This is a genomic window from Agrobacterium genomosp. 13 str. CFBP 6927 (assembly GCA_900012615.1).
GTDB lineage: Bacteria > Pseudomonadota > Alphaproteobacteria > Rhizobiales > Rhizobiaceae > Agrobacterium.
On sequence record LT009756.1, the window covers coordinates 2,764,831 to 2,788,825 of the forward strand.

Here is a 23,995-nt window from a genome sequence, read left to right on the forward strand (position 1 = left end):
AACCTGCCTCAGCCCTGTTCCCGGTTGTTCAGTTTTTCGAGGTAAAGCAGGATGCCGCTATGGTCGATATCGGCACCGCCGTCACCGACGAAGTCATCGAATTCCCGCGTCACCTGCTGGGTAAGCGGCAGGTTGAGAGACAGATCCTTCGCCGTCGCAAGCACGCCGTTCAGATCCTTGAGCTGGAACTTGGAGGGACCACCCGGCACGAAATTGCGCTTCACCATGCGGTCGCCATGCAGTTCCAGGATCCGGCTTTCGGCAAAACCGCCGCGTATGGCGTTGCGGAACCCTTCACGCGATGCGCCGCCCGCTTCCACCAGCATCATCGCCTCGGCAACCGCGCCGATGGTGATGGCGACGATCTGCTGGTTGGCGAGCTTGCAGAGCTGGCCCGCGCCAGAGGGACCGACATAGGTGAGGCGGCCCATCGGCGCGAAAACATCCGCAAGACCCGCGATCAGCGCCTCATCGCCACCCGCCATGATAGCAAGCGTACCTGCGGTCGCGCCCGGCACACCGCCGGAAACCGGCGCATCGACGTGATGAATGCCAAGCGCCTCAAGCCGGGAGGAATGTTCCCGCGCAATCGGCGGCGCAATCGAGCTGCTGTCGATAACGATCGCACCCTCTTTCAGCGCTTCGGCCACGCCGGCCGCAAACAGCACCTCGCCCACAGCCTTGCCGTCGCTCAGCATGGTGATGACGATATCGGCGCCCTTGGCGGCCTCCGCCGGCGATGCCGCGACGACCGCACCATCGGCAACCAGTGCCTCGGCCTTATCGACGCTGCGGTTCCAGACCGTGACCGAAAAGCCGGCGCCCAGCAGGCGCCGGGCCATCGGCCCGCCCATCAGGCCCGTGCCGATAAAGGCAACGGACCGCTTCTTCTCCTCCCCGTCGACACTCATTTCAGTGAACCTCCCAGTTCGTCCTCGATATGAACCTGAATGATCTCTTCGAACGAGCTTTCAGCCGTAAAGCCGAGTTCGCGGGCACGCTTGGCTTCGAAACCGGGGGCCCAGCCTTCGCACATGCGCATGATCATCTCGTTCGGCTCGCGGCGGATAAGGGCAACGGCCTTTTCACCAGCGACCTTGCGCAGCGCCTCGATCTGTTCTCCGACGGTGGCGCTGAGGCCCGGCATCGACAGGTTGCGGCGCGGGCCGACCTTTTCGACGTCAATCGTTGCGCCATGGATCAGGAAGCCAACGGCGGAACGTGGCGAGGCGTGCCAGTGGCGAATGCTTTCCGGCACCGGCAGAACCGCTTCCTGGCCGACCAGCGGCTCGCGCAGGATATTGGAGAAGAAGCCGGAGGCAGCCGCATTCGGCTTGCCGGGACGAATGCAGATGGTCGGCAGACGAATGCCGATGCCGTCAAAGAAACCGCGACGGCTGTAGTCGGACAGCAGCAATTCGCAGATCGCCTTCTGCGTACCATAGCTGGTCAGCGGCGTGGTGTGGAACTCGTCCGGAATCGGATAGGGAAGCGGCGCACCGAAGACGGCGATCGACGAGGTGAAGACCACGCGCGGCTTGTAACCATCCTTGCCATTGGCGATGCGGATGGCATCGAAGAGATAACGCGTACCGTCGAGATTGATGCGATAGCCCTTGTCAAAATCGAGCTCGGCTTCACCGGAGACGATGGCAGCGAGGTGAAAAATGGCATCGGGACGGGCTTCAACCAGCTTTTCGGCCTCGCCCGGCGCGGAGAGATCGGCGGCGCGCGCATCGACTGTACCGGAAAAACCGGCAGGCGCTTCGGGCTGGAACACGTCGATAAGCGTGAACTTGTCGATCGGCTTGCCGCCGAGCGATCCATCCTTGACGAGACGCTGCGTCAGCTTGCGGCCAACCATGCCTGCGGCGCCGATGATTGCGATATGCATGTCTTCCTCCTCTTTGTCCCGGCCATTCTCCCGGGACCGAAAAAACATCATCGGCCAGTCGCCGATAAATTAGCTTGTAAGGTTGTCTGATAACCTTATATGATCGGATTGAAAATAGTATTTTTTCACAAACCGGCAAAAGCAAGGGCGAAAGAGCCCTGTCCGGAAATTTAGGGCGGATTGGACGGAGAGGGTGGAATGACGATCGTGAGCGAAACCGATATCGAGGAATTGCGGTTCTCGTTGAAGAACAGGCTCGGCGAGGCTTTGCTGCTGACATCGCAGGAAGACATGCTGCGCTATTGCCGCGACTGGCACGGCGATGTCACCAGTTCGGCCGTGGCCGTTATCCGCCCCCGTTCAACCAAGGAAGTCTCCGACACTGTTCGCGCCTGCGCGGAACTCGGCCTTGCCATCATCCCCCAGGGCGGCAACACCGGACTGGTGCTCGGTGGCATTCCAGATGCCCCCAAGCATCAGGTCGTATTGAGCCTCGAGCGCATGAACGCCATCCGCACCATCGATAGCGACGATTTTTCCGCCGTTGTGGAAGCCGGTTGCATTCTCTCGGAATTCAAGGATGCGGTTCAGGACAAAGGCATGTTCTTCCCGCTGTCGCTCGGTGCACAGGGCAGCTGCCGCATCGGCGGCAACGTCTCCACCAATGCCGGCGGCATCAATGTCCTGCGCTACGGCATGACCCGCGAACTGGTGCTGGGTCTGGAAGTGGTCCTGCCTGATGGCACCATCTGGAACGGGCTGTCGACACTGCGCAAGGATAATCGCGGCATCGATCTGAAGCAGCTCTTCATCGGCGCGGAAGGAACGCTCGGCATCATAACCGCCGTTGCCGTCAAGCTTTATCCCAATCCCGAACATGTCGAGACGGCGCTGCTCGGCCTCAATTCACTTGACGATGCCATCAAGCTTTACCGACGCGCCCGCCGCGAATGCTGCGATCTCATGTCCGCCTTCGAATTCATGCCGCCCGTCGCCTTCACACTGGCGATCGAAGCCATACCCGACCTCAAGATGCCGATCGCCGGCGATTACCCTGCCTATGTGCTGATGGAAATTTCCGGCTCGGGTCTGGTCGATACCGCCGACCTGATGGGACGCTTCCTCGAGGGTGTGATGGAAGACGGTCTGGTACTGGACGGCGTCATCGCCTCCTCACGGGCACAGGCGCAATCGCTCTGGCTTTTCCGTGAGGGCATGAACGAAGGCCAGGCGCTGCGCGGCAGCCATATGCGCACCGATATTTCGGTGCCGCTGTCCAAACTCGCGGCTTTCGTGGCCGAAGCGGAAGCGGAACTGGCGGAAAAGCTGCCGGAGTGCCTCGCGGTTTCCTACGGCCATGTTGGAGACGGCAACGTCCACCTCAACGTGCTGCCGCCCGATGGTTCGACGCCGGAAGAGCGCGACGCCTTCATCTACAAGTCCAAGACACTGGTTAACGAGGTGCTCGACCGCTACGTCGGCAGCATCAGCGCCGAACACGGCATCGGCCGTCTGAAGCGCTCCGATTTCGAAAGCCGGCTATCTGATGTGCAGCGCCGGATGATCACAGGGTTGAAAAACGCCTTCGACCCCGATTTGCGAATGAATCCAGGTTGCCAGATAAGCCTGCAACCGGATAGCTAATCAGGAAAAGGCAAAGGCGGCCAAGCTGCCGACTTTGAAAAACCTGCTGGCAGCGGAGGAGGAAGCCGCTGCCGCGGGAAAAACGAACCAATCGTTTCTGTGGAACGGGAGCAACCATGACGCTGGAGTTCAATCAGATACATCGCAACGACCATCTTCCCGGCCGGATCGCCGCGGAGATCGCCCGCGAGATCAATGATTCGAAACTCGGGCCGGGCGACAGGCTGCCGACGGAACATGTTCTGGCGAAAACCTTCGGCGTCAGCCGCTCGGTCATCCGCGAGGCGATCGCGCAATTGCGCAATGAGGGTTTTGTCGAAACACGGCAGGGCGTGGGCGCATTCGTCACCGATCCCCGGCAGCGACTGTCCATCCGCATCGAGCGCTCCCGTCTTAACGACCCGGAAAATTTCCGCGATCTTTTCCAGCTTCGCATGCCGCTGGAAATCGAGGCGGCGGGTCTGGCAGCACTGCACCGCACGCCACAACAACTGACACGGCTCGCTGCGGCGCTGGAAAAGATGAAGACCGCCGACGACTGGGCGACAGAGGGCGTTGCGGCCGATCTCGACTTCCACCGCATTCTGGCGGAAGCGACGCAGAACGAATATTTCCTGATGTTCCTCGGCTTTATTGCGGAACGCATCAGCTCCGCCATCAACATCGCTTTCTCCCGGGCTGTTTTTGGTGAAATTCTCGAGGTGACGATCGCCGAACATGTCGCCATCTACGAAGCTGTCGAAAGCGCCGATGCGACTGCGGCCAAGAATGCCATGCGCAAGCACCTGATGGGTGCGGCAAGCCGGGTCAACCTCGAACTGGATATATTCTGAGGATAGAATAAAGGCCTCAACCGCAAAGCTATAGGACAGGTTTCACAGCTTTCCGGTAGTCCAGAGGCGAAACACGATAATTTTGTCCGCGACACCGCTAGACTCGTCAGAAAAGTCATACTAAGAAGAATGGGATTTGGTTGTCAGACATCCAGACAATAAGACCGCAGGAGGCGGATTGTCTGGAGACTGAAGGGGAGGACTACATGGCCGGTACAAGGTCCATCGACGCTGCCGCAATTTTGCCTGAAGATTTCGAGAACGCGCTGCTCGTTGGCCGCGTCTGGTCGAAAAGCGAAGGTGGCCCCTGCCCGGTCCTGCTCAAGGGCGGCGTCCTTTACGATCTCACCTCCGTCTCGCCCACCATGTCGGAGCTGCTGGAAAAGACGGATCTGGTTGAGCGGCTTGCCGACACCGGCACTTTTGTCGCCTTGGGCGCACTGGAAGCATTTCTGGACGGTTCCGCAGGCGAACTTCTTGCCCCCAATGATATTCAGGCCGTCAAGGCCGCAGGCGTCACCTTCGCCGACAGCATGCTGGAGCGTGTGATCGAAGAACAGGCCAAGGGTGACCCGCTTCGCGCGCAGGAAATCCGCGGGAGGCTGGCGCCGGTTCTCGGCGACAATCTCAAGGGACTTGAAGCCGGCTCCGAAAAAGCGGCCGAAGTGAAGAAACTGCTTCAGGAAATGGGCCTCTGGTCGCAATATCTGGAAGTGGGCATTGGCCCGGATGCGGAAATTTTCTCCAAGGCGCAGGCCATGGCTTCCGTCGGCTGCGGCGCGCTGATCGGCGTTCACCCGAAATCGCAATGGAACAACCCGGAACCGGAAGTGGTGCTGGCCATCGCTTCCGATGGCCGCATCGTCGGCGCGACACTTGGCAACGATGTCAATCTGCGCGATTTCGAAGGCCGTTCCGCCCTGCTCCTCAGCAAGGCGAAGGACAACAACGCTTCCTGCGCCATCGGTCCTTTCATCCGCCTGTTTGACGGCAACTTCACCATCGAAGACGTGAAGAAGTCGCAGATATCGCTTCTGGTCGAAGGCGAAGACGGCTTCACCATGACGGGCGTCAGCCCCATGGAAGCGATCAGCCGCACACCGGAAAACCTCGCTTCGCAGCTCTTGAACCGTAATCACCAATATCCTGACGGCGCCGTCTTTTTCCTTGGCACGATGTTCGCGCCGGTGAAGGATCGCCATGGCCCAGGCCTCGGCTTCACCCATTCAAAGGGTGACCGTGTCGAAATCTCCACGCCCAAGCTCGGTAAGCTGATCAACTGGGTCACCACGACCGACGAATGCCCGGAATGGACATTCGGTACCGCGGCCCTGATGCGCAACCTGGCGAAACGAGGGCTGCTCTAGATATTTCTTCGGGAGGGGAAAATGCAAAAGACCATCAATCTCTTTTACCGGATTCTCGAAATCATTCTCGTCCTGCTGCTCGCCGGCATGTCGATCATGGTCTTCGTCAACGTCGTCATGCGTTATACGATGAACTCCGGCATCAACATCTCGGAAGAATTGTCGCGATATTTCTTCGTGTGGCTGACCTTCATCGGCGCCGTGCTGACCTTCCGCGAAAACAGCCATATGGGCATCGAAACGCTCGTGATGTTCCTGTCGCGCCGTGCCCGCGTCGTCTGCATGATCGTGTCGAACATCATCATTCTGGCCTGTTCCGCCATCTTCTTCTGGGGAACCTGGAAACAGTCCGGCATCAATGCCAGCATGCATGCTCCCGTCACCAAGCTGTCGATGATCTGGGTCTATGGCATCGGCATGTTCACCGGCGGCCTGATGTTCATCATCGCACTGGAGCGCCTGTACCGTTATTTGACGGGCCGCGTGACAGAAGACGAAATCGCCCAGTTCGCGGGCGAGAATCTGACGATCGAACAGCTTTCGGAGCGCTGATACCATGACACTTCTCGTTTTTGTCGGCTCTCTGCTGGGAGCCATGGCTATTGGCGTTCCCGTCGCTTTCTCGCTGATGTTCTGCGGCGTCGTGCTCATGTGGTACATGGGCATGTTCAACACCGCGATCATCGCCCAGAACATGATCTCGGGCGCGGACACCTTCACGCTGCTTGCCATCCCCTTCTTCATTCTGGCCGGCGAACTGATGAATTCCGGTGGTCTTTCCCGCCGCATCATCGACTTTGCAATCGCACTCGTCGGTCACATCCGTGGCGGTCTCGGCATCGTGGCCATCGTGGCGGCCATCATCATGGCCAGCATCTCCGGTTCGGCCGCAGCCGATACCGCAGCCCTTGCCGCAATCCTCATCCCGATGATGGCGAAGGCCGGTTACAACATTCCGCGCTCCGGTGGCCTCATCGCCGCAGGCGGTATCATCGCCCCGGTTATTCCGCCGTCCATGGCCTTCATCGTTTTCGGTGTTGCCGCCAACGTCTCGATCACCCAGCTTTTCCTTGCGGGTATCGTTCCCGGCATTCTCATGGGCATTTCGCTAATCGTCGCCTGGCTGATCGTGGTCCGCAAGGATAACGTCAAGCCGCTGCCGAAGACCTCCGCCAAGGAACGTCTGACCGCCACGGCCCGCGCCGGCTGGGCGCTCGGCATGCCTGTCATCATTCTCGGCGGCATCAAGGCAGGCATCATGACGCCGACGGAAGCTGCCGTCGTTGCGGCTGTCTACGCGCTTTTCGTCGGTATGGTGATCTATCGCGAACTGAAACCGGCGGATCTGTTCCACGTGCTTCTGCGCGCCGCCAAGAGCACGTCCATCATCATGTTCCTGGTTTGCGCGGCGCTCGTCTCCGCATGGCTCATCACGGCAGCGAACATTCCGAACGAAGTCGCAGGCTATATCGAGCCGCTGATCGACCGCCCGATGCTTCTGATGGCCGCAATGATGGTACTGGTCTTCATTGTCGGAACGGCACTCGACCTGACGCCGACCATCCTGATCCTGACGCCTGTTCTGATGCCTATCGTCAAACAGGCGGGCATCGATCCGGTCTATTTCGGTGTTCTCTTCATCATCAACAACGCCATCGGCCTGATTACGCCTCCGGTTGGCGTCGTACTGAACGTCGTCAGCGGTGTCGGCCGCATTCCGCTCGGCAAGGTCACGATCGGTGTCTGGCCGTTCCTCGTCGCCGAAACCATCGTCCTGGCGCTGCTGGTGATTTTCCCGGACATCGTCCTCGTACCGCTGCAGTATCTCCGTTAATCCGCAACCTGTTTCTCGAACATAATCCAAGGGAGGATATTATGAGAAAGCTTCTTCTGACCACCACGGCTATCGCTTTCGCCGTTGGCGCCGCAGCTCCGGCAATGGCCGAATTCAACAGCCGTAACATCCGTGTTTCGAACGGCATCAACCAGGATCACCCCGTCGGCAACGGCATCAAGGCCATGCAGGCCTGCCTCGACGACAAGTCCGGCGGCAAGCTGAAGCTGACGGCATTCTGGGGCGGCGCTCTCGGCGGTGACCTTCAGGCGACGCAGGCCCTGCGCTCCGGCGTTCAGGAAGCCGTTGTGACATCGTCATCGCCGCTCGTCGGCCTCATCCCATCGCTCGGCGTCTTCGACCTGCCGTTCCTCTTTGCCAACGACAAGGAAGCCGATGCCGTCATGGACGGCGCCTTCGGCGACATGATGAACAAGAAGCTGGAAGAGCAGGGTCTCGTGAACCTCGCTTACTGGGAAAACGGCTTCCGCAATCTCTCGAACTCCAAGCATGCCGTTACGAAGTGGGAAGACTTCTCCGGCCTCAAGGTTCGCGTGATGCAGAACAACATCTTCCTCGACACCTTCCAGAACCTCGGCGCCAATGCAACGCCGATGGCTTTCGGCGAAGTCTTCTCCGCGCTTGAAACCAACGCGATCGACGCGCAGGAAAACCCCTATGTAACGATCGACACCTCCAAGTTCTACGAGGTGCAGAAGTACATCACCGAGACGAACCACGCCTACACGCCGTTCCTCTTCCTCTTCTCCAAGCCGATCTTCGACAGCTACACGCCCGAAGAACAGACGGCCCTGCGTGAATGCGCAGTCGTCGGCCGCGACGAAGAGCGCAAGGTCATCCGCGATCTGAACCAGAAGTCGCTGGAAAAGATCAAGGCTGCCGGTCTCGAAGTGAACGCGCTGTCTGCGGAAGAGCAGACCCGCATTCGCGAAAAGTCGATGGTCGTCTACGAAAAGCACAAGGCTGAAATCGGTGCCGACGTCGTTGACGCCGTTCTGGCGGACCTGAAGAAGATCCGCGGCCAGTAAGCCCATCAGGTTGAAACGAAAAACACCCGGAGGTTCCGCCTCCGGGTGTTTTTGTTTGTAAAAATAGCCGACAGAAAAGGCTGCCGAAGCAGCCTTTTCAAAAGATCACGCCGTGCGGTTCTGCCGGTTGGCGATCAAATCTTCGACCACCGCCGGATCGGCAAGCGTCGATGTATCCCCCAGCGCACCGAAATCGTCCTCGGCGATTTTCCGCAGGATACGCCGCATGATCTTGCCCGAACGGGTCTTCGGCAGGCCCGGCGCGAACTGAATCTTGTCAGGCGTCGCAACGGGTCCGATCTCGTTGCGGACGTGCTTTATCAGCTCCTCCCGCAGCGCATAGTCGCCATTCTGACCCGCCATCAGCGTGACATAACAATAAATGCCCTGCCCCTTGATGGGATGCGGATAACCGACGACTGCCGCTTCCGAAACCTGGTGATGCGACACCAGCGCGGACTCCACCTCGGCCGTGCCGAGGCGATGGCCGGAGACGTTCAGGACATCATCGACGCGGCCGGTGATCCAGTAATAGCCGTCCTCATCGCGCCGGCAGCCGTCACCTGTGAAGTACTTGCCCTTATAGGTCGAGAAATAGGTATCGATAAAGCGCTGGTGATCGCCATAGACGGACCGCGACTGGCCCGGCCAGCTGTCGATGATGCAGAGATTGCCATCGGCCGGCCCCTCCAGCACCTTGCCTTCGGCATCGACCAGCTGCGGCTGCACGCCGAAGAACGGCCTTGTCGCCGAACCCGGCTTAAGGTCGGTCGCGCCCGGTAGCGGCGAGATGAGAATGCCGCCGGTTTCCGTCTGCCACCAGGTGTCGACGATGGGGCTCTTGTCCTCACCGACCACATGGTAATACCACTCCCAGGCTTCCGGATTGATCGGCTCGCCGACCGTGCCGAGAAGCCTGATGCTGGAGCGCGAGGAGCGCTGGACGAACTGGTCGCCGGCCCCCATCAGCGATCTGAGCGCCGTCGGTGCGGTATAGAAGATATTGACCTTGTGCTTGTCGATGACTTCCCAGAAACGACCCTGGTCCGGGAAGTTGGGAACGCCCTCGAACATCAGCGTCGTCGCGCAGTTCGCAAGCGGCCCATAGACGATGTAGGAATGGCCCGTGACCCAGCCGACATCGGCCGTACACCAGAAAACCTCACCGTCCTTGTAGTCGAAGACATATTCATGCGTCATCGACGTATAAACGAGATAGCCGCCCGTTGTGTGCAGCACGCCCTTCGGCTTGCCGGTGGAGCCCGACGTGTAAAGAATGAAAAGCGGATCTTCCGCCCGCATCTTCACCGGCGGGCAATCCGGTTTCACGGTGGCGATTTCCTGATGGTACCAGATATCGCGGCCCGGCGCCCAGCCGGTCTTGCCGCCGGTGCGGCGCACGACCAGAACCTTGTTGACGATGACATATTGCTTGGCGGCAATATCGATCGCCTTGTCGGTGTTTTCCTTGAGCGGGATCGGTTTACCGCCGCGTACGCCCTCATCGCAGGTGATGACGAAAGTGGACTGGCAATCGACGATACGGCCCGCCAGCGCTTCCGGTGAGAATCCGCCGAACACGACGGAGTGAATGGCGCCGATACGGGCGCAGGCGAGCATGGCATAGGCCGCCTCGGGTATCATCGGCATGTAGATGGTGACGCGGTCGCCCTTCTTCACGCCGTGCTTCTTCAGCACGTTCGCCAGGCGGCAGACATAGTCATAGAGCTGGTTATAGGTGATCTTCTTGTCGATATAGGGATTGTCGCCTTCCCAGATGATCGCCGTGCGCTCACCATGGGTCTTCAGATGCCGGTCGATACAGTTATAGGAGACGTTGGTCAGGCCGTCCTCGAACCATTTGATCGGCACCCTTCCCTTGAAGGAGGTGTTCTTGACCTTGGTATAGGGTTTGAACCAGTCGATCCGCCGGCCGTGCTTGTCCCAGAACTTTTCGGGATCCTCGACGCTCTCCTGATACCATTTCTGGTAACGCTCATTGTCGATGAGCGTGCGGGCTTTCGCCGATTTGAGCACCGGATAAATCTTGGCAGACATAAACTCCTCCTGAAACCATAAATGTCTTGTTCTAAACGGGCGCCTTGAGACTCCCACCTCAGGCATGTGGTGAATTCATAGCAGGTCGATCACGCACGGCAATTAGACAAAGGCATTTGTTTTGCAAAGAATTGCAATTATGATGCAATCCGGTTATAGAGCGCCAATATCCCGGAAATCAGTGGTTGATACCACGCCCGCGACACCGGCGCGGACGGACAGAAGGACTGTATCTATGGCTCAACAATTGCTCATGCCAAAGGCTACGGCTGTATGGCTGGTTGACAACACCGCGCTGTCGTTCGATCAGATCGCCACGTTCTGCAAACTGCATCCGCTTGAAGTCAAGGCGATTGCCGACGGTGAAGCCGCGCAGGGCATCAAGGGCCTCGACCCCATCGCGACCGGACAGCTTTCCCGCGACGAGATCGCCCGCGCTGAAGGCAATCCGAACCACAAGCTCAAGCTCTCCGAGCCGAAGGTCCGCGTGCCGGAATCCAAGCGCCGCGGCCCGCGCTATACGCCGGTTTCCAAGCGTCAGGATCGTCCGAACGCCATCCTCTGGCTGGTTCGCAACCATCCGGAACTGAAGGATGCACAGATTTCGCGCCTCGTCGGCACGACCAAATCCACCATCGAGCAGATCCGCGACCGCACCCACTGGAATTCCGCCAACCTGACGCCGATGGACCCGGTAACGCTCGGCCTCTGCAGCCAGATCGATCTCGACCTCGAAGTTGAACGCGCCTCTCGCGGCCGTCCGCTGCCGACCACCGAAGAACTCGGCAACACGCTGCAGCCGGCAACGGCAACGGAAGGTCTGGACTACAGCTTCCAGCGCGAAGAAGAAGAACAGATCGATGCAGACGCGGTCTTCAAGAAGCTCTCTTCGCTGAAGTCGACACCGAAGGACGAAGACGAGGACGATCACTACTGATCGAAAGTCTCGCGCTGTTTGAAAACCCGGCCGAAACGCCGGGTTTTTTGTTTTATGATTTATCGAGCGCCGAAGATCGCCGAGCCGACGCGCACGCTCGTTGCGCCGAATTCGACTGCGGTTTCGAAATCGCCCGACATGCCCATGGAAAGCTTCTCGAGGCCGCATTGTTTTGCAAGCTTCGCCAGAAGCGCAAAATGCGGGCCGGGATTTTCCTCCGCCGGCGGAATGCACATAAGCCCCTCGACCGGCAATTTCAGCTCATCCCGGCAAAAAGCAACAAAGGCAGCCGTCTCGCGCGGATCGATGCCGGCCTTCTGCGGCTCAAGCCCGGTATTGACCTGCACATAGAAACGAAGGCTGCGGCCCTGCTTGACGCATTCTTCGGAAAGCGCGCGGGCGATCTTTTCCCGGTCGATGCTCTGCACGACATCGAATAATGCAACGGCATCCGCCGCCTTGTTGGATTGCAGCGGGCCGATCAGATGCAGCTCGATGTCAGGCGTCTTTTCCTTCAGGGCAGGCCATTTGCCCTGCGCTTCCTGTACGCGGTTCTCGCCGAACACGCGTTGGCCACCATTGATGACCGGCTGGATCGCCTCCGCGTCGAATATCTTCGAGACGGCGACCAGTGCCACCGTCTCTGCCTTGCGGCCGGATTTCTCCGCAGCTTCCGCGATCCGCTGCCTGACATCCTCAAGACGTGCTTCGATTTCCATCACAGAACCTTTATTTGAACCATTCGCAAGCTAACTAGACGCCGATTGCCTTGATGCCAAGCGGGTTTAGCACCATTTGAGGCACGCTGGCCAAGATTGAACGCCCGGACGCCCCGCCAAACTTGACGCCCCGGTCGTTTCATGGTGAAGGTCAGCGCAAATTTTTCCCCTCGATACCCGGAATTCAGAACAATGGCCATCGAACGTTACAATCCTCGCGACGCCGAGCCGCGCTGGCAGCAGAAATGGAACGAAGACAAGGTTTTCGTGACCGACAACAGCGATCCGCGCGAGAAATATTACGTTCTAGAGATGTTTCCCTACCCATCGGGACGCATTCACATGGGCCATGTCCGCAACTACGCCATGGGCGATGTCGTCGCGCGCTACAAGCGTGCGCGCGGCTTCAACGTCCTGCACCCGATGGGCTGGGACGCCTTCGGCATGCCGGCGGAAAACGCGGCCATGCAGAACAAGGTCCACCCGAAGGACTGGACCTACCAGAACATCGCCACCATGCGCGGCCAGCTGAAGTCCATGGGTCTGTCGCTGGACTGGACTCGCGAATTCGCAACCTGCGACGTGGAATATTACCACCGCCAGCAGGCGCTGTTCGTCGATTTCATGGAAAAGGGTCTGGTTTACCGCAAGCAGTCCAAGGTCAACTGGGATCCGGTCGACCATACGGTTCTCGCCAATGAGCAGGTGATCGACGGCCGCGGCTGGCGCTCCGGCGCACTGGTCGAGCAGCGCGAGCTGACGCAATGGTTTTTCCGCATCACCGATTTCAGCCAGGACCTGCTGGACGAGCTGGATACGCTCGACCAGTGGCCGGAAAAAGTGCGCCTGATGCAGAAGAACTGGATCGGCCGCTCCGAAGGCCTGTCGCTGCGCTGGCAGACCGTTGCGTCCACCGCACCGGAAGGTTTTTCCGACATCACCGTCTATACGACGCGTCCGGATACCCTGTTCGGCGCATCCTTCCTGGCGATCGCCGCCGATCATCCGCTCGCGAGAGAATTGTCGGCGAACAACCCTGATATCGCCGAGTTCTGCGACGAATGCCGCCGCCATGGCACCTCCCTGGCCGCGCTGGAGACGGCAGAAAAGAAGGGCATCGATACCGGCGTCAAGGTCGTGCACCCGCTCGATCCGACCTGGGAACTGCCCGTCTACGTCGCCAATTTCGTGTTGATGGATTACGGCACCGGCGCGATTTTCGGTTGCCCGTCGGGCGACCAGCGCGATCTGGATTTCGCTCGCAAATACGGCCTGCCGGTCGTAGCCGTCGTCGCACCCGAAGGTCCCGATGCTGCAAGCTTCACCGTCGAGGACACAGCCTTCACCGATGATGGCGTGATGATCAATTCCGGCTTCCTGAACGGCATGAAGACGGCTGACGCCTTTGAGGCGGTCGTGCAGAAGCTCTCCGCCGAGATGCTGGGCAATGCGCCGCAGGCTGAGCGCAAGGTCAATTTCCGCCTGCGCGACTGGGGCATTTCCCGCCAGCGCTACTGGGGTTGCCCTATCCCCGTCATCCATTGCGAAGTCTGCGGCGTGGTGCCGGTTCCAAAGAAGGACCTGCCGGTCAAGCTGCCCGATGACGTGACCTTCGACGTGCCCGGCAACCCGCTGGACCGGCACCCGACATGGCGTCATGTCGCCTGCCCGCAATGTGGCCATGATGCGCGGCGCGAAACCGACACGATGGATACCTTCGTCGATTCCAGCTGGTATTACACCCGCTTCACAGCACCCTGGGAAGACCAGCCGACCGATCCCAAGGTCGCCAATCACTGGCTGCCGGTTGATCAGTATATTGGCGGCATCGAGCACGCCATTCTGCACCTGCTCTATTCGCGCTTCTTCACCCGCGCCATGCGCGAGACCGGCCATGTCGGCGTCAAGGAGCCCTTCAAGGGCCTGTTCACGCAGGGCATGGTGGTGCACGAGACCTACAGCCATGGCGAGGGCACAGGCCGCGAATGGATAGCACCCGCCGACCTGCGTATCGAAGAGGCGGACGGCGCACGCCGGGCATTCCTTTTGTCTTCCGGCGCGGAAGTGAAGATCGGCTCAATCGAGAAGATGTCGAAGTCGAAGAAGAACGTTGTCGACCCTGACGATATCATCGCGTCCTACGGGGCGGATACCGCACGCTTCTTCGTCCTGTCGGACTCTCCGCCGGATCGCGACGTCATCTGGTCGGAAGCTGGCGTGGAGGGTGCAAACCGTTTCGTCCAGCGCGTCTGGCGCATCATCGGCGAAGTCGCCGGGGAACTGAAGAGCGTCAAGCCGAAGCCTGCGACCGAAGGCGAAGGCCTGGCAGCCTCCAAGGCCGCCCACAAGACGCTGAAGGCCGTCCAGGAAGATCTGGACAAGCTCGCCTTCAACAAGGCGATTGCCCGCATTTACGAGCTGGTCAACGCCTTGGCAGGCCCGCTTGCCGATGTCGCGGCGGGCGGCAGGTCGGATGACGTGAAGGCTGCGGCACGCGACGCCGTCGAAATCCTCATCCGCATCATCGCCCCCATGACACCGCATCTGGCCGAAGAATGCTGGTCGGCACTGGGTAATACAGGTCTCGTCGCCCAGACGCCGTGGCCAGCTTTCGTCGCCTCGCTGGTCGAGGAAAACGATGTGGTCATGCCCGTCCAGGTCAACGGCAAGAAGCGCGGCGAATTGACAATCGCGCGCGATGCGGATCAAGATGCGGTCCGCACGGCCGCCCTTGCGCTGGATGCCGTCAAATCCATTCTTGCCGGTGGCGAGCCCAAGAAAGTCATCGTGGTTCCGCAGAGGATTGTGAACATTGTTGTCTGACGTTTTTTCGAGATGGAGCCGCGTCGCGGCGGCAATTTCCGTCGTGATGATGGCTGGTCTTCTGGCGGGTTGCCAGGTGCGCCCGCTATATGGCGAAGCTTCCGGAACCAAGGAGAGACTGGCGGCCGTCAGCATTTCCGACGTCGGTGGCAGAGTTGGGCAGGAAGTCCGTAATCAGCTGATCTTTCTGATGGCCGGCGGTGCAGGCCAACCGGCAACGGCGCAATATAACGTCAAGATTTCCGTCAGCTCGAGCTCCTCAACGACGGAAGTGCAGAATTACGACCTGACGACCCGCGCGAACAACAATTACGACGGCCCCTACCCCGGCCGTGTGGTGATGACCGGCAACTACGTTCTGACCCGTATTTCCGACGGTCAGATCCTGCGCTCCGCACGCCGCAGCGTAACGGCGCAGGTCGATCTGCCGCAGCAGGAGTTCGCCAAGATCAGGGCAACCCGCGACGCTGAAAACCGGGCAGCACGCGAACTGGCTGAAATCATTCGTACCGATATCGCCGCCACTCTCGGCCGCTGAGAGCCGGGGCCGTGGCAGAGATAAAATCACATGAATTTGAGCGCTTCGCCGAAAACCCGGCGGAGCGCTTTCGCATTTTCGTACTTTACGGTCCGGATCGGGGCCTCGTGTCGGAGCGTGCGAGCATCATCGCGAAGAAAACCGGTATCGATCCCGACGACGCTTTTGCGTCGCTGAAGCTGACCGCATCCGATCTGCAGGGTGACCCGGGCCGTCTGCTAGACGAGGTGAATGCCATCGGCCTTTTCGGCGGTGAGAAACTCGTCTGGGTCAAAGGTGCTTCGGCCGAAAAGGCGCTGGTGGATGCCCTCCAGCTATTGGCCGAAACGCCGCCGGAAGCGAGCTTCCTGATCATCGAAGCCGGCGATGTCAAAAAGGGCACGGGGCTGCGCAAGATAGCGGAACCCGCGCGTTCCATCGCCGCAATCCCCTGTTATGCCGACGATGCGCGCTCATTGAACGCACTGATCGATCAGGAGCTGTCGGCCGACAATCTGCGCATCGCGCCGGCCGCACGGCAGAGACTGATCGAATCGCTCGGCGGCGACCGCATTGCCTCGCGAAACGAAATCCGCAAGCTGGCGCTTTATTGTCGTGGCGCGGAGGTGATCGAGGAAGACGACGTGCTGGCGATCATCGGCGATGCAAGCACTGTTTCCGCTGACGATGCCGTCGATGCCATCCTGAAGGGCGACAGAAACGCCTTTTTCCATGCGACCCAGAAGATCGTCGCCTCGAAGACGCCGATTTTCCTGGTGCTGCAGGGATGCCTCAAGCAATTCCAGCTGCTTGATCAGATGCGGGCAGAAATGGATGAAAAGAAGCAGCAGGCCGGACAGGTCATGCAGACGCTTGGACGCCACATCCACTTCCGCAGAAAGCCGATCATCGAAAGAGCGCTGCGCACCTGGCAGCCTGCGGCGATCGCCCGCGAGATGAACCGCCTGCAGGCGGCCATATTGCAAAGCCGCCAGCGGCAAAGCCTGGAAGAAAGCGTGGCCCTTCTGACCCTGCTTTCGACCACGCTGCAATCCGGCCGAGGCGGCTGAATTCCAGCAAAAAGCCCTCGCGCTTACGCTGCGAGGGCTCTTAAAATCATAATACGTAGACAACAGGTCGTCGAAAACTCAGTCGCCCTGACCGGGTTCAGCGGAAAAATAAAGGTCCAGCTTACCCTCGACGCCGTCCATTTCCTTGGCTTCGGGCATCGGATCACGCTTTATCGTGATGTTCGGCCAGATCGCTGCATATTCCGCATTCAGCTTCAGCCACTTGTCGAGACCCGGCTCCGTATCGGGCTTGATCGCCTCGGCGGGACATTCCGGTTCGCACACACCGCAATCGATGCATTCATCGGGATTGATCGCGAGGAAATTTTCACCCTCATAAAAGCAGTCGACGGGGCAGACTTCAACGCAATCGGTATATTTGCAGCGAATGCAATTGTCGGTCACGACATATGTCATGATGAACTCCAGAATATGCAGGCCGGGTCTTTGGGCTTCGGAACACAAGCCGTCGCCCGGAATTCAGACAGGGCAATTTCGCAAGTGACGTAATGCCTTTGCCTTCAGATAGCAAGGATAAACAATTCTGAAAAACCGGCTCGACTTGGAGGTTTATTCTAATCTGTATTTCCGTCACTGTCTGACAGAAACTTGTCGAGCGCTCTGCGCTCTTTTTTGGTCGGACGACCGCTGCCCGGCTCTCGCATCGCCTGCTCCAGGGGGCTCAGCCTGTCGGAAGGCGCCCGTGGCGGCGTCAGATCGTCATAGAGAAGCCTGGCCTCTTCATAGGGCCCGCGCCGCTCGCCGCCGGACTTGACGACGAGTACCTTGTCCATGCGCTCGAAACCGATATCGAGCCTGTCACCCGCCTTCACCGCATGGCTTGGCTGACGGATAGTGACACCATTGACCTTAACCTGGCCAGACTGGATATAACCTTGGGCAAGGGAGCGGGATTTAGCCATGCGGGCAAAGAACAACCACTTGTCCAGACGCTGACGCGTACTCTCCAATAGCTGTTCTTTGCTCCCCATAGGCTTACTTCTTCAGCTGCTCCTTAAGGGCAGCGAGCTTTGCGAAAGGTGAATCCGGATCGAGCGGCTTCTCCTTGCGGGGAGGCTTGGCTTCGAAACGCTGCTGACCCTGCGGTTTTCCGCCGCGGTCATTACGGTCCGGCCTGTCCTTGCGCTCGCCGCGATCCTGACGATCGTTGCGATTGCCGCGGTCAGGGCGTCCACCATCACGCTTGCGCTCACCCTCGCCACCGCGATTGGCGGCTTCGCGATTTGCGCCGTCACGATTATCGCGACGGCCTTCACCACGACGCTCGCTTTGCTCGCGCGCACCATCACGGCCTTGACCGCGATTGCCCGGACGACGGTTTTCGCTACGCTGGTTCTCGTTGCGGCCACCCGGGCGCCACAGAAGAACGGGCTTGGGTTCGGCAACCTCAGTGCTTTCCGCAGGCACGGTCTCACCAACCGCAGCTTCGTCGCTGACGGCTTGCGCGACCGGCGTTTCCTCGACGGTTTCAACAGCCGCCGTTTCGGATGCCTGTTCTTCCGAAGCGGGCTCATCCTGCTCGGCCTCAGCGCTTTCCTCTTCCGCCACCGCCTCAGTGGCGGCCGGAGCAGCAGCGCCGGTCTGGCTGGCGAGGAAGGCCTGCGCCTCTTCCGCCGTCACCTGGTCGGCACGGTAGCCGAGACCCTTGAGAATCTCCTCCATGTCGTCGAGCGTCGCGCCGAGAATGGAGAGCATCGCGGTCGTTGTCGTGAAGCGACGGCCATCATAGGCGCCTTCCGGGCGCGGCTGCTGGCCGGGCTTCCACTGCAACAGCGGACGAATGAGATCAGCCAGACGCTCGAGAATGTCGATACGGACCGCACGCTTTCCAAGGAAACGGAAACCGGCAAGCTTGTAGAACATGCGCTCAAAGGCGGGGTCCGTTACCACGGAGGTGCGGCCGGCAGCCAGCACCGGAATGAGATCGCCATAACCCGGCTTGCCGAGGCCATCATTCTTCAGCGCCCAGAGCAGCGTCACAAGCTCGGCCGGAGCCGGCTTCAGCAATGCAGGCAGGAAGACGTGATAGGCGCCAAAACGCACGCCGTAGCGACGCATGGAGGCGCGCGCGTCCTGATCCAGAGACTTCACGTCTTCGGTGACGTCGCGGCGGAACAGAACGCCAAGATTTTCGACCAGCTGGAACGCCAGGCCCTTTGCCAGACCCTGAAGGTCTTCGGCGCGTGAAATATCGTCCAGCGGCTTCAGCACCGTCGCAATCTGGTGATTGACGAAACGTTCGACGCGCGCCAGCGCGTGATCGCGGGCATTGCCGCTCAACTGTTCGTCGGCAAGCAGGATCACACGCGGCTTCATGATGTTGTCACCTGCCGAAAGGCGGGCCACCGGCTCGCCCAACCAGCGAACCAGACCATCGGAGCCCAAAGCAAGATCGCCATTTCCACTGGCGTGCAGACGCGCGGCACGCGCCTCGTATTCGAGCGCGAGCGCCTTTTGCGCCGCAGCCTGCACGGCCTTCTGATCCGGCCCTTCCATTCCCGGCACCGGCGTGAACCGGAACCCGGCCAACTGGCCGACGTGATGTCCTTCTACGAAGACATCACCATTTACACTGATTTCAGCTTCAAGCATCGCATTCTCTCTCAGGCGCCTCATGAGCACAGATGTCCTGCGATCAACAAAGCGTTTCGTCAACCTTTCATGTAGCGCATCGGACAATCGATCTTCGATTTCCCGCGTCTTTTCTTGCCAGTGTGTCGGATCGGCAAGCCATCCTGGGCGGTTCGATACATAAGTCCATGTTCTGATCTGCGCAATCCTTGCAGACAGGGTATCGATCTCTCCATCCGTGCGATCGGCGCGGCGCACCTGCTCTGACATGAAATCTTCGTTCACGGCACCGCGTTTTACGAGGTCGAAATAGAGCGTCGATATCAGGTCGGCATGCTGGGCAGGCGCGATACGGCGATAGTCGGGAAGCGCGCAGGCCTCCCATAGTTTTTCCACCCGCGCATCGCTCGTCGTCACGTCGATGATTTCAGGATAACGCGACAGATATTCCAGCGCCTGCTGGTCGATTGCGGGCAAGGCCCGGGAAAGCCCCTGGATCGTGGGTGCCGCATCAAGGCTCGCGCGCAGATTGGCGATGGAGGAAAAATCGAAATTCTTCGTCCGCCATTGCAGCACCTTCACCGCATCGAACTGATGGGTTTCGATACGTTCCACCAATTCGTCGTCAAAGGGATCAACGCGCCCCGTCACGCCAAAGGTGCCATCGCGAAGATGTCGGCCGGCGCGGCCGGCGATCTGACCGATCTCACCCGGATTGAGATTGCGGAACTGGTAACCGTCAAATTTACGGTCCTGCGCGAAGGCGACATGATCAACATCGAGGTTAAGCCCCATGCCAATGGCGTCCGTCGCGACAAGATATTCGACATCGCCGGACTGGTAGAGCCCGACCTGGGCATTGCGCGTTCGCGGCGAAAGCGCGCCCATCACCACAGCCGCACCGCCGCGCTGGCGCCGCACCAGCTCTGCGATGGCATAAACCTCTTCGGCCGAAAAGGCGACGATGGCCGTGCGTTGCGGCAGACGGGTGATCTTTTTCTGGCCCGCATAAAAAAGCTGCGACAGGCGCGGCCGCTCGACCACGGTAATTCCCGGCAGCAGCTTCTCAAGGATCGGGCGCATTGTGCCTGCACCGAGAAGCAGCGTTTCCTCCCGCCCGCGCAAGTGCAGCACGCGGTCGGTGAAGATGTGGCCACGTTCCAGATCACCGGCCAGCTGCACCTCGTCGATCGCGACGAATGCGGCCGTCGTCTCGCGCGGCATGGCTTCCACCGTGCAGACCGAATATTTGGCTTTGGGAGGGGAAATCTTTTCTTCGCCGGTAATCAGCGCCACATTCGGCGCACCCACCTTTTCAACGAGACGGGTATAGACCTCCCGCGCCAGAAGGCGCAGCGGCAGGCCGATGACACCGCTGCCATGCGCCACCATCCGCTCGATCGCGTAATGGGTCTTGCCGGTATTGGTGGGGCCGAGAACGGCCGTGACACCGCGGCCGCTCAGGATCATGGGGCGAAAATTCAACGTACTATCCGCGAATCGACTTCATCTGCTTGTCGTGCCGGCCGCCATTGCTGGTGCGGTCCGCACGCACCACACATGGCAATGCCCGCCGACAAAGGCAATAGGCCTTGCCCGTAAAGTGGGTCGCGGCTGTTGCTGCACCAACTTTTCCGTTCAGATTCAGCTGGTTGAGAGGACAAAAAGAATCCGGCGAAAACGAAATCGATTCGGTTGCGGAACAGTCTGCGAACGAATCGAATACGAATCGCTGACTCGGTGGGATTCAGCTTTTGTTCCCCACAGCATCTGGTTGGCAAACCGGCGTCCCATACCAGATTGTGAATCCGGGTAAGTCCTTGCCCGGATTCAAGTTTGCAGCACCGACTTTTGACCCAAAATACCGGAATCGGCTGTCAAGCCGCAATCGCGGTATCAGAGCGCCTCGCCGGCGAGCAAACGTGGCGCGTTCGCATCTGTCGTTCCGGCGGCCTGCCCGATGAAATAGGATTTCAGCGCCGGCAAACGATCCACAACACCAAGACCGAAATCCCGCATGATGCGGATGGGACCGACATCGTTGGAAAAAAGCCGGTTCAGCACATCCGTCGTCACCCCCATCCGCAAGGTGTCGAAACGCCGCCACGACTGATAACGCTCCAGAACATTGAGCGAGCCGATATCGAGACCGAGACGGTCAGCCTCGACCACGGTTTCGGCCAGGGCCGCGACATCCTTGAAGCCGAGATTGAGGCCTTGGCCCGAGATCGGGTGAATTCCGTGCGCCGCATCGCCGGCAAGCGCAAAACGCGGCGCGACGAAGGAGCGCGCCAGCGTCAACCCCAGGGGAAAGGCACGGCGCGGACCGACGGGTCGGACAGGGCCGAGCTTGTGACCGAACCGGCGCTCGAGCTCTTCCTCGAACACCAGATCGTCGGAGGCGACCAACCTGTCGGCATCGGCCGTCCGTTCCGTCCAGACCAGCGACGAACGGTTTCCTTTCAGTGGCAGGATGGCAAAAGGCCCAGAGGGCAGGAAATGCTCCTCCGCACAGCCCTCATGCGGCCGCTCATGTTCAACGGTGGTAACGATACCGGACTGGTCATAAGCCCAGTGCACTGTCTTGATGCCCGCCATATCCCTGAGCGCCGAGCGAACGCCATCGCAGGCGACAAGCAGCCGCGCTTCCAGCGCCGAACCGTCGGAAAGCGAGATGGATGTCGATTGCGACCCCGCGGTAAACCCGGAAACACTGAGGCCATGGCGGATGTCTATGCCAAGGCGCTCGCACAGGCCGCGCAGCGCACCCACCATCGCCACATTCGGAACCATATGGGCGAAGGGCCTGCCCTCTTCCACCACACCGTCGAAGGTGAGAAATACCGGACGGACCGGGTCGGCAGTCTTCGAATCAGTAACGATCATCTTGTTGATCGGCTGGGCTTCCGGCTCGATTTCGCTCCATATCCCGAAAACATCGAGCATGCGCGTGGCCGCCGCGATGATCGCAGAGGCGCGGACGTCCTTCTTCCAGACATCCTCTGGAGCCGCCTCAACCACCTGCACGTTAAGATGCCGGGCCGCCTGCTTAATTGCGACAGCAACGGAAAGACCGACATATCCGCCGCCTGCAACCACCACGTCGAGCATCGCGCTTCTCCTCAAATCTTGTGCACGCATCATCGGCGCACTATAGACCATGTGACGTCTTCCTACAGCCGGAGCAGGCCGAAAAAATGTCGCATCCTTTGCAAACGTCAGACCCGATGGCCAATCTCATCGCCACGCTCGATCTCGAAAAGCTGGAAGAGAACCTGTTCCGTGGCGAAAGCCCGCAAATCGGCTGGCAGCGCGTCTTCGGCGGCCAGGTCATAGCGCAAGCCCTGATCGCGGCACAGAGAACCGTGGATGACGACCGCCTCGTGCACTCGCTGCATGCCTATTTCATGCGCCCCGGTGATCCGCTCGTCCCCATCCTCTACCAGGTGGAGCGTATCCGCGACGGCGCCAGCTTCTGCACCCGCCGTGTGGTCGCCATCCAGCATGGCAAGGCGATTTTTTCCATGTCCGCGTCGTTTCAGATATTCGAGGACGGCTTTAATCATCAGATAAAAATGCCTGACGTGCTGCCGCCCGAAAAACTGATGAGCGAGGAGCAGATGCAGGCAGCCTTCCTTGCCAATGCACCCGCTTCGATCCGCAAATACTGGAGCAACAAGCGCCCGATCGAGATAAGACCGGTGTCGCTGACCCATTATATCTCGAAGGAAAAACTCGAACCGCAACAGGATATATGGGTTCGCGCCGTCGGCGAAGTGCCCGACAATCCGCGGTTCCAGTCGGCCATTCTCGCCTATCTGTCGGACATGACCCTGCTCGATACATCGCTCTACGCCCATGGAACGACGATCTTTGATCCTTCCATTCAGGTGGCGAGCCTCGATCACGCCATGTGGTTCCACCGCCCCTGCCGGCTGGATGACTGGCTGCTATATACGCAGGATAGCCCCAGCGCCTCCGGTGCGCGCGGTTTGACGCGTGGCAATATTTTCACCAGACAGGGTGAGCTGGTCGCCTCCGTCGCACAGGAAGGTTTGATCCGCAAAAGGGCAAATGATTAAATAATGTGCTTTTCTAGAAAATCGCACATTTAATAGACGCAAATTTCGTCGACAAATGCCCCTTTTTCAGACGAATTTCATATAAGTTTTATATTTCAATAACTTATATCCACCCATCAAAACTGGCACGCCCTTTGAATGTATGTCCGCAGTCGCTGTTACTGATCTGCCAGCGGCAAGGAGAGTCGGCTCCGTGCCGAGGACAAACAAAGGATGGGAAACCAGATGAAAATTGTGATGGCCATTATCAAGCCGTTCAAGCTGGATGAGGTGCGCGAAGCGCTCACCGGCGTCGGCATCCAGGGCCTGACCGTGACCGAGGTTAAGGGTTACGGACGCCAGAAGGGACATACCGAGATTTATCGCGGCACGGAATATGCGGTGAGCTTCCTTCCAAAACTGAAGATCGAGATCGCGGTTCCATCCGACGTCGTCGACAAGGCCGTTGAGGCGATCGCATCTGCGGCAAAGACCGGGCAGATCGGTGACGGCAAGATCTTTGTCTACTCTATCGAACAGGCCGTGCGCATTCGTACCGGCGAAACCAACACAGAAGCGCTTTGAAGCACGGCTGAC

The 23,995-nt window shown here is 59.5% G+C and carries 20 protein-coding genes; 12 read left to right on the forward strand and 8 right to left on the reverse strand.

Features of this window, described 5'->3' with window-relative positions; genetic code table 11:
- Positions 1-8: 8 nt before the first annotated feature.
- Both AGR13A_RS13630 and denD read right to left on the reverse strand, forming a co-directional pair.
- Positions 9-911, reverse strand: a complete 903-nt coding sequence (locus tag AGR13A_RS13630) for an NAD(P)-dependent oxidoreductase (protein WP_080836221.1) — start codon at positions 909-911, stop codon at positions 9-11.
- A complete protein-coding gene (gene denD / locus AGR13A_RS13635) occupies positions 908-1,894 on the reverse strand; it encodes a D-erythronate dehydrogenase (RefSeq protein ID WP_080836872.1) in 987 nt (328 codons plus the stop codon). The genes AGR13A_RS13630 and denD overlap by 4 nt, the downstream gene beginning before the upstream one ends.
- A 198-nt stretch (positions 1,895-2,092) precedes the next feature.
- Here denD and AGR13A_RS13640 point away from each other — a divergent pair, with 198 nt between their 5' ends.
- The 6 genes from AGR13A_RS13640 (at position 2,093) to AGR13A_RS13665 (ending at position 8,621) form a co-directional block, all read left to right on the forward strand.
- A complete protein-coding gene (locus AGR13A_RS13640; RefSeq protein WP_080836223.1) occupies positions 2,093-3,538 on the forward strand; it encodes an FAD-binding oxidoreductase in 1,446 nt (481 codons plus the stop codon).
- A gap of 116 nt (positions 3,539-3,654) precedes the next feature.
- Positions 3,655-4,371, forward strand: a complete 717-nt coding sequence (locus AGR13A_RS13645) for a FadR/GntR family transcriptional regulator (RefSeq protein WP_035221793.1) — start codon at positions 3,655-3,657, stop codon at positions 4,369-4,371.
- Between the two features lie 206 nt (positions 4,372-4,577).
- The gene (locus AGR13A_RS13650) at positions 4,578-5,738 is read left to right on the forward strand and encodes a fumarylacetoacetate hydrolase family protein (protein WP_035221794.1); all 1,161 of its coding nucleotides are present in this window, start codon (positions 4,578-4,580) and stop codon (positions 5,736-5,738) included.
- A 21-nt stretch (positions 5,739-5,759) separates the two neighbouring features.
- Complete coding sequence (locus AGR13A_RS13655; protein ID WP_080836225.1) at positions 5,760-6,290, forward strand: TRAP transporter small permease; 531 nt, start codon at positions 5,760-5,762, stop codon at positions 6,288-6,290.
- A 4-nt stretch (positions 6,291-6,294) separates the two neighbouring features.
- Entirely contained in the window at positions 6,295-7,572 is a 1,278-nt protein-coding gene (locus AGR13A_RS13660; protein WP_080836229.1) for a TRAP transporter large permease, read from the forward strand.
- 41 nt (positions 7,573-7,613) lie between these two features.
- Positions 7,614-8,621, forward strand: a complete 1,008-nt coding sequence (locus AGR13A_RS13665; RefSeq protein ID WP_080836231.1) for a TRAP transporter substrate-binding protein — start codon at positions 7,614-7,616, stop codon at positions 8,619-8,621.
- A gap of 105 nt (positions 8,622-8,726) precedes the next feature.
- Here the strand turns inward: AGR13A_RS13665 and acs are convergent, their stop codons facing one another.
- Complete coding sequence (gene acs, locus AGR13A_RS13670) at positions 8,727-10,679, reverse strand: acetate--CoA ligase (RefSeq protein ID WP_080836233.1); 1,953 nt, start codon at positions 10,677-10,679, stop codon at positions 8,727-8,729.
- A gap of 235 nt (positions 10,680-10,914) precedes the next feature.
- Here acs and AGR13A_RS13675 point away from each other — a divergent pair, with 235 nt between their 5' ends.
- Entirely contained in the window at positions 10,915-11,616 is a 702-nt protein-coding gene (locus AGR13A_RS13675) for a DUF1013 domain-containing protein (protein ID WP_167377498.1), read from the forward strand.
- Between the two features lie 59 nt (positions 11,617-11,675).
- On the opposite strand, the gene AGR13A_RS13680 is transcribed toward AGR13A_RS13675, so the two are convergent.
- On the reverse strand, positions 11,676-12,335 hold the full coding sequence (locus AGR13A_RS13680) for a YggS family pyridoxal phosphate-dependent enzyme (protein ID WP_139786056.1): 660 nt from the start codon (positions 12,333-12,335) through the stop codon (positions 11,676-11,678).
- A 192-nt stretch (positions 12,336-12,527) separates the two neighbouring features.
- Here AGR13A_RS13680 and leuS point away from each other — a divergent pair, with 192 nt between their 5' ends.
- Genes leuS through holA form a run of 3 tightly spaced genes read left to right on the forward strand, consistent with a single transcriptional unit; the run spans position 12,528 to position 16,745 of the window.
- Complete coding sequence (leuS, locus tag AGR13A_RS13685) at positions 12,528-15,158, forward strand: leucine--tRNA ligase (protein ID WP_080836240.1); 2,631 nt, start codon at positions 12,528-12,530, stop codon at positions 15,156-15,158.
- Positions 15,151-15,696: an LPS assembly lipoprotein LptE gene (gene lptE, locus AGR13A_RS13690; RefSeq protein WP_167377499.1), complete on the forward strand. Its 546-nt coding sequence runs from the start codon at positions 15,151-15,153 to the stop codon at positions 15,694-15,696. Before leuS ends, lptE begins: the two co-directional genes overlap by 8 nt.
- Positions 15,697-15,707: 11 nt before the next feature.
- Entirely contained in the window at positions 15,708-16,745 is a 1,038-nt protein-coding gene (holA, locus tag AGR13A_RS13695; protein ID WP_080836242.1) for a DNA polymerase III subunit delta, read from the forward strand.
- Between the two features lie 78 nt (positions 16,746-16,823).
- Here holA and fdxA read toward each other — a convergent pair whose 3' ends face one another.
- From fdxA to AGR13A_RS13720, 4 genes are all read right to left on the reverse strand, one after another.
- Positions 16,824-17,162 (reverse strand): ferredoxin FdxA, encoded by a 339-nt coding sequence (gene fdxA / locus AGR13A_RS13700; protein ID WP_035222116.1) that lies wholly within the window; start codon positions 17,160-17,162, stop codon positions 16,824-16,826.
- A gap of 158 nt (positions 17,163-17,320) precedes the next feature.
- Entirely contained in the window at positions 17,321-17,737 is a 417-nt protein-coding gene (locus tag AGR13A_RS13705) for an RNA-binding S4 domain-containing protein (RefSeq protein ID WP_080836244.1), read from the reverse strand.
- Between the two features lie 4 nt (positions 17,738-17,741).
- Positions 17,742-20,807, reverse strand: coding sequence for a helicase-related protein (locus AGR13A_RS13710; protein WP_080836246.1), 3,066 nt, complete (start codon positions 20,805-20,807; stop codon positions 17,742-17,744).
- Between the two features lie 426 nt (positions 20,808-21,233).
- Positions 21,234-22,559 carry a ubiquinone biosynthesis hydroxylase gene (locus tag AGR13A_RS13720; protein ID WP_374701844.1) on the reverse strand — a complete coding sequence of 442 codons (1,326 nt, stop codon included), beginning with the start codon at positions 22,557-22,559 and terminating at the stop codon, positions 21,234-21,236.
- On the opposite strand from AGR13A_RS13720, the gene tesB reads away from it, so the two are divergent.
- Both tesB and AGR13A_RS13730 read left to right on the forward strand, forming a co-directional pair.
- Entirely contained in the window at positions 22,535-23,419 is an 885-nt protein-coding gene (gene tesB / locus AGR13A_RS13725; protein ID WP_080836250.1) for an acyl-CoA thioesterase II, read from the forward strand. The genes AGR13A_RS13720 and tesB overlap by 25 nt on opposite strands.
- A 213-nt stretch (positions 23,420-23,632) precedes the next feature.
- A complete protein-coding gene (locus AGR13A_RS13730) occupies positions 23,633-23,983 on the forward strand; it encodes a P-II family nitrogen regulator (RefSeq protein WP_004444057.1) in 351 nt (116 codons plus the stop codon).
- The last annotated feature ends 12 nt before the right edge of the window (positions 23,984-23,995 follow it).

Coding starts and splice junctions, on each gene's coding strand:
- AGR13A_RS13630 (WP_080836221.1), bottom strand. CDS start 911: ATGAGTGTCGACGGGGAGGAGAAGAAGCGGTCCGTTGCCTTTATCGGC.
- AGR13A_RS13730 (WP_004444057.1), top strand. CDS start 23,633: ATGGGAAACCAGATGAAAATTGTGATGGCCATTATCAAGCCGTTCAAG.
- denD (WP_080836872.1), bottom strand. CDS start 1,894: ATGCATATCGCAATCATCGGCGCCGCAGGCATGGTTGGCCGCAAGCTG.
- AGR13A_RS13675 (WP_167377498.1), top strand. CDS start 10,915: ATGGCTCAACAATTGCTCATGCCAAAGGCTACGGCTGTATGGCTGGTT.
- tesB (WP_080836250.1), top strand. CDS start 22,535: ATGTCGCATCCTTTGCAAACGTCAGACCCGATGGCCAATCTCATCGCC.
- AGR13A_RS13710 (WP_080836246.1), bottom strand. CDS start 20,807: ATGATCCTGAGCGGCCGCGGTGTCACGGCCGTTCTCGGCCCCACCAAT.
- AGR13A_RS13650 (WP_035221794.1), top strand. CDS start 4,578: ATGGCCGGTACAAGGTCCATCGACGCTGCCGCAATTTTGCCTGAAGAT.
- AGR13A_RS13655 (WP_080836225.1), top strand. CDS start 5,760: ATGCAAAAGACCATCAATCTCTTTTACCGGATTCTCGAAATCATTCTC.
- AGR13A_RS13640 (WP_080836223.1), top strand. CDS start 2,093: ATGACGATCGTGAGCGAAACCGATATCGAGGAATTGCGGTTCTCGTTG.
- fdxA (WP_035222116.1), bottom strand. CDS start 17,162: ATGACATATGTCGTGACCGACAATTGCATTCGCTGCAAATATACCGAT.
- leuS (WP_080836240.1), top strand. CDS start 12,528: ATGGCCATCGAACGTTACAATCCTCGCGACGCCGAGCCGCGCTGGCAG.
- AGR13A_RS13680 (WP_139786056.1), bottom strand. CDS start 12,335: ATGGAAATCGAAGCACGTCTTGAGGATGTCAGGCAGCGGATCGCGGAA.
- acs (WP_080836233.1), bottom strand. CDS start 10,679: ATGTCTGCCAAGATTTATCCGGTGCTCAAATCGGCGAAAGCCCGCACG.
- AGR13A_RS13705 (WP_080836244.1), bottom strand. CDS start 17,737: ATGGGGAGCAAAGAACAGCTATTGGAGAGTACGCGTCAGCGTCTGGAC.
- AGR13A_RS13665 (WP_080836231.1), top strand. CDS start 7,614: ATGAGAAAGCTTCTTCTGACCACCACGGCTATCGCTTTCGCCGTTGGC.
- AGR13A_RS13645 (WP_035221793.1), top strand. CDS start 3,655: ATGACGCTGGAGTTCAATCAGATACATCGCAACGACCATCTTCCCGGC.
- AGR13A_RS13660 (WP_080836229.1), top strand. CDS start 6,295: ATGACACTTCTCGTTTTTGTCGGCTCTCTGCTGGGAGCCATGGCTATT.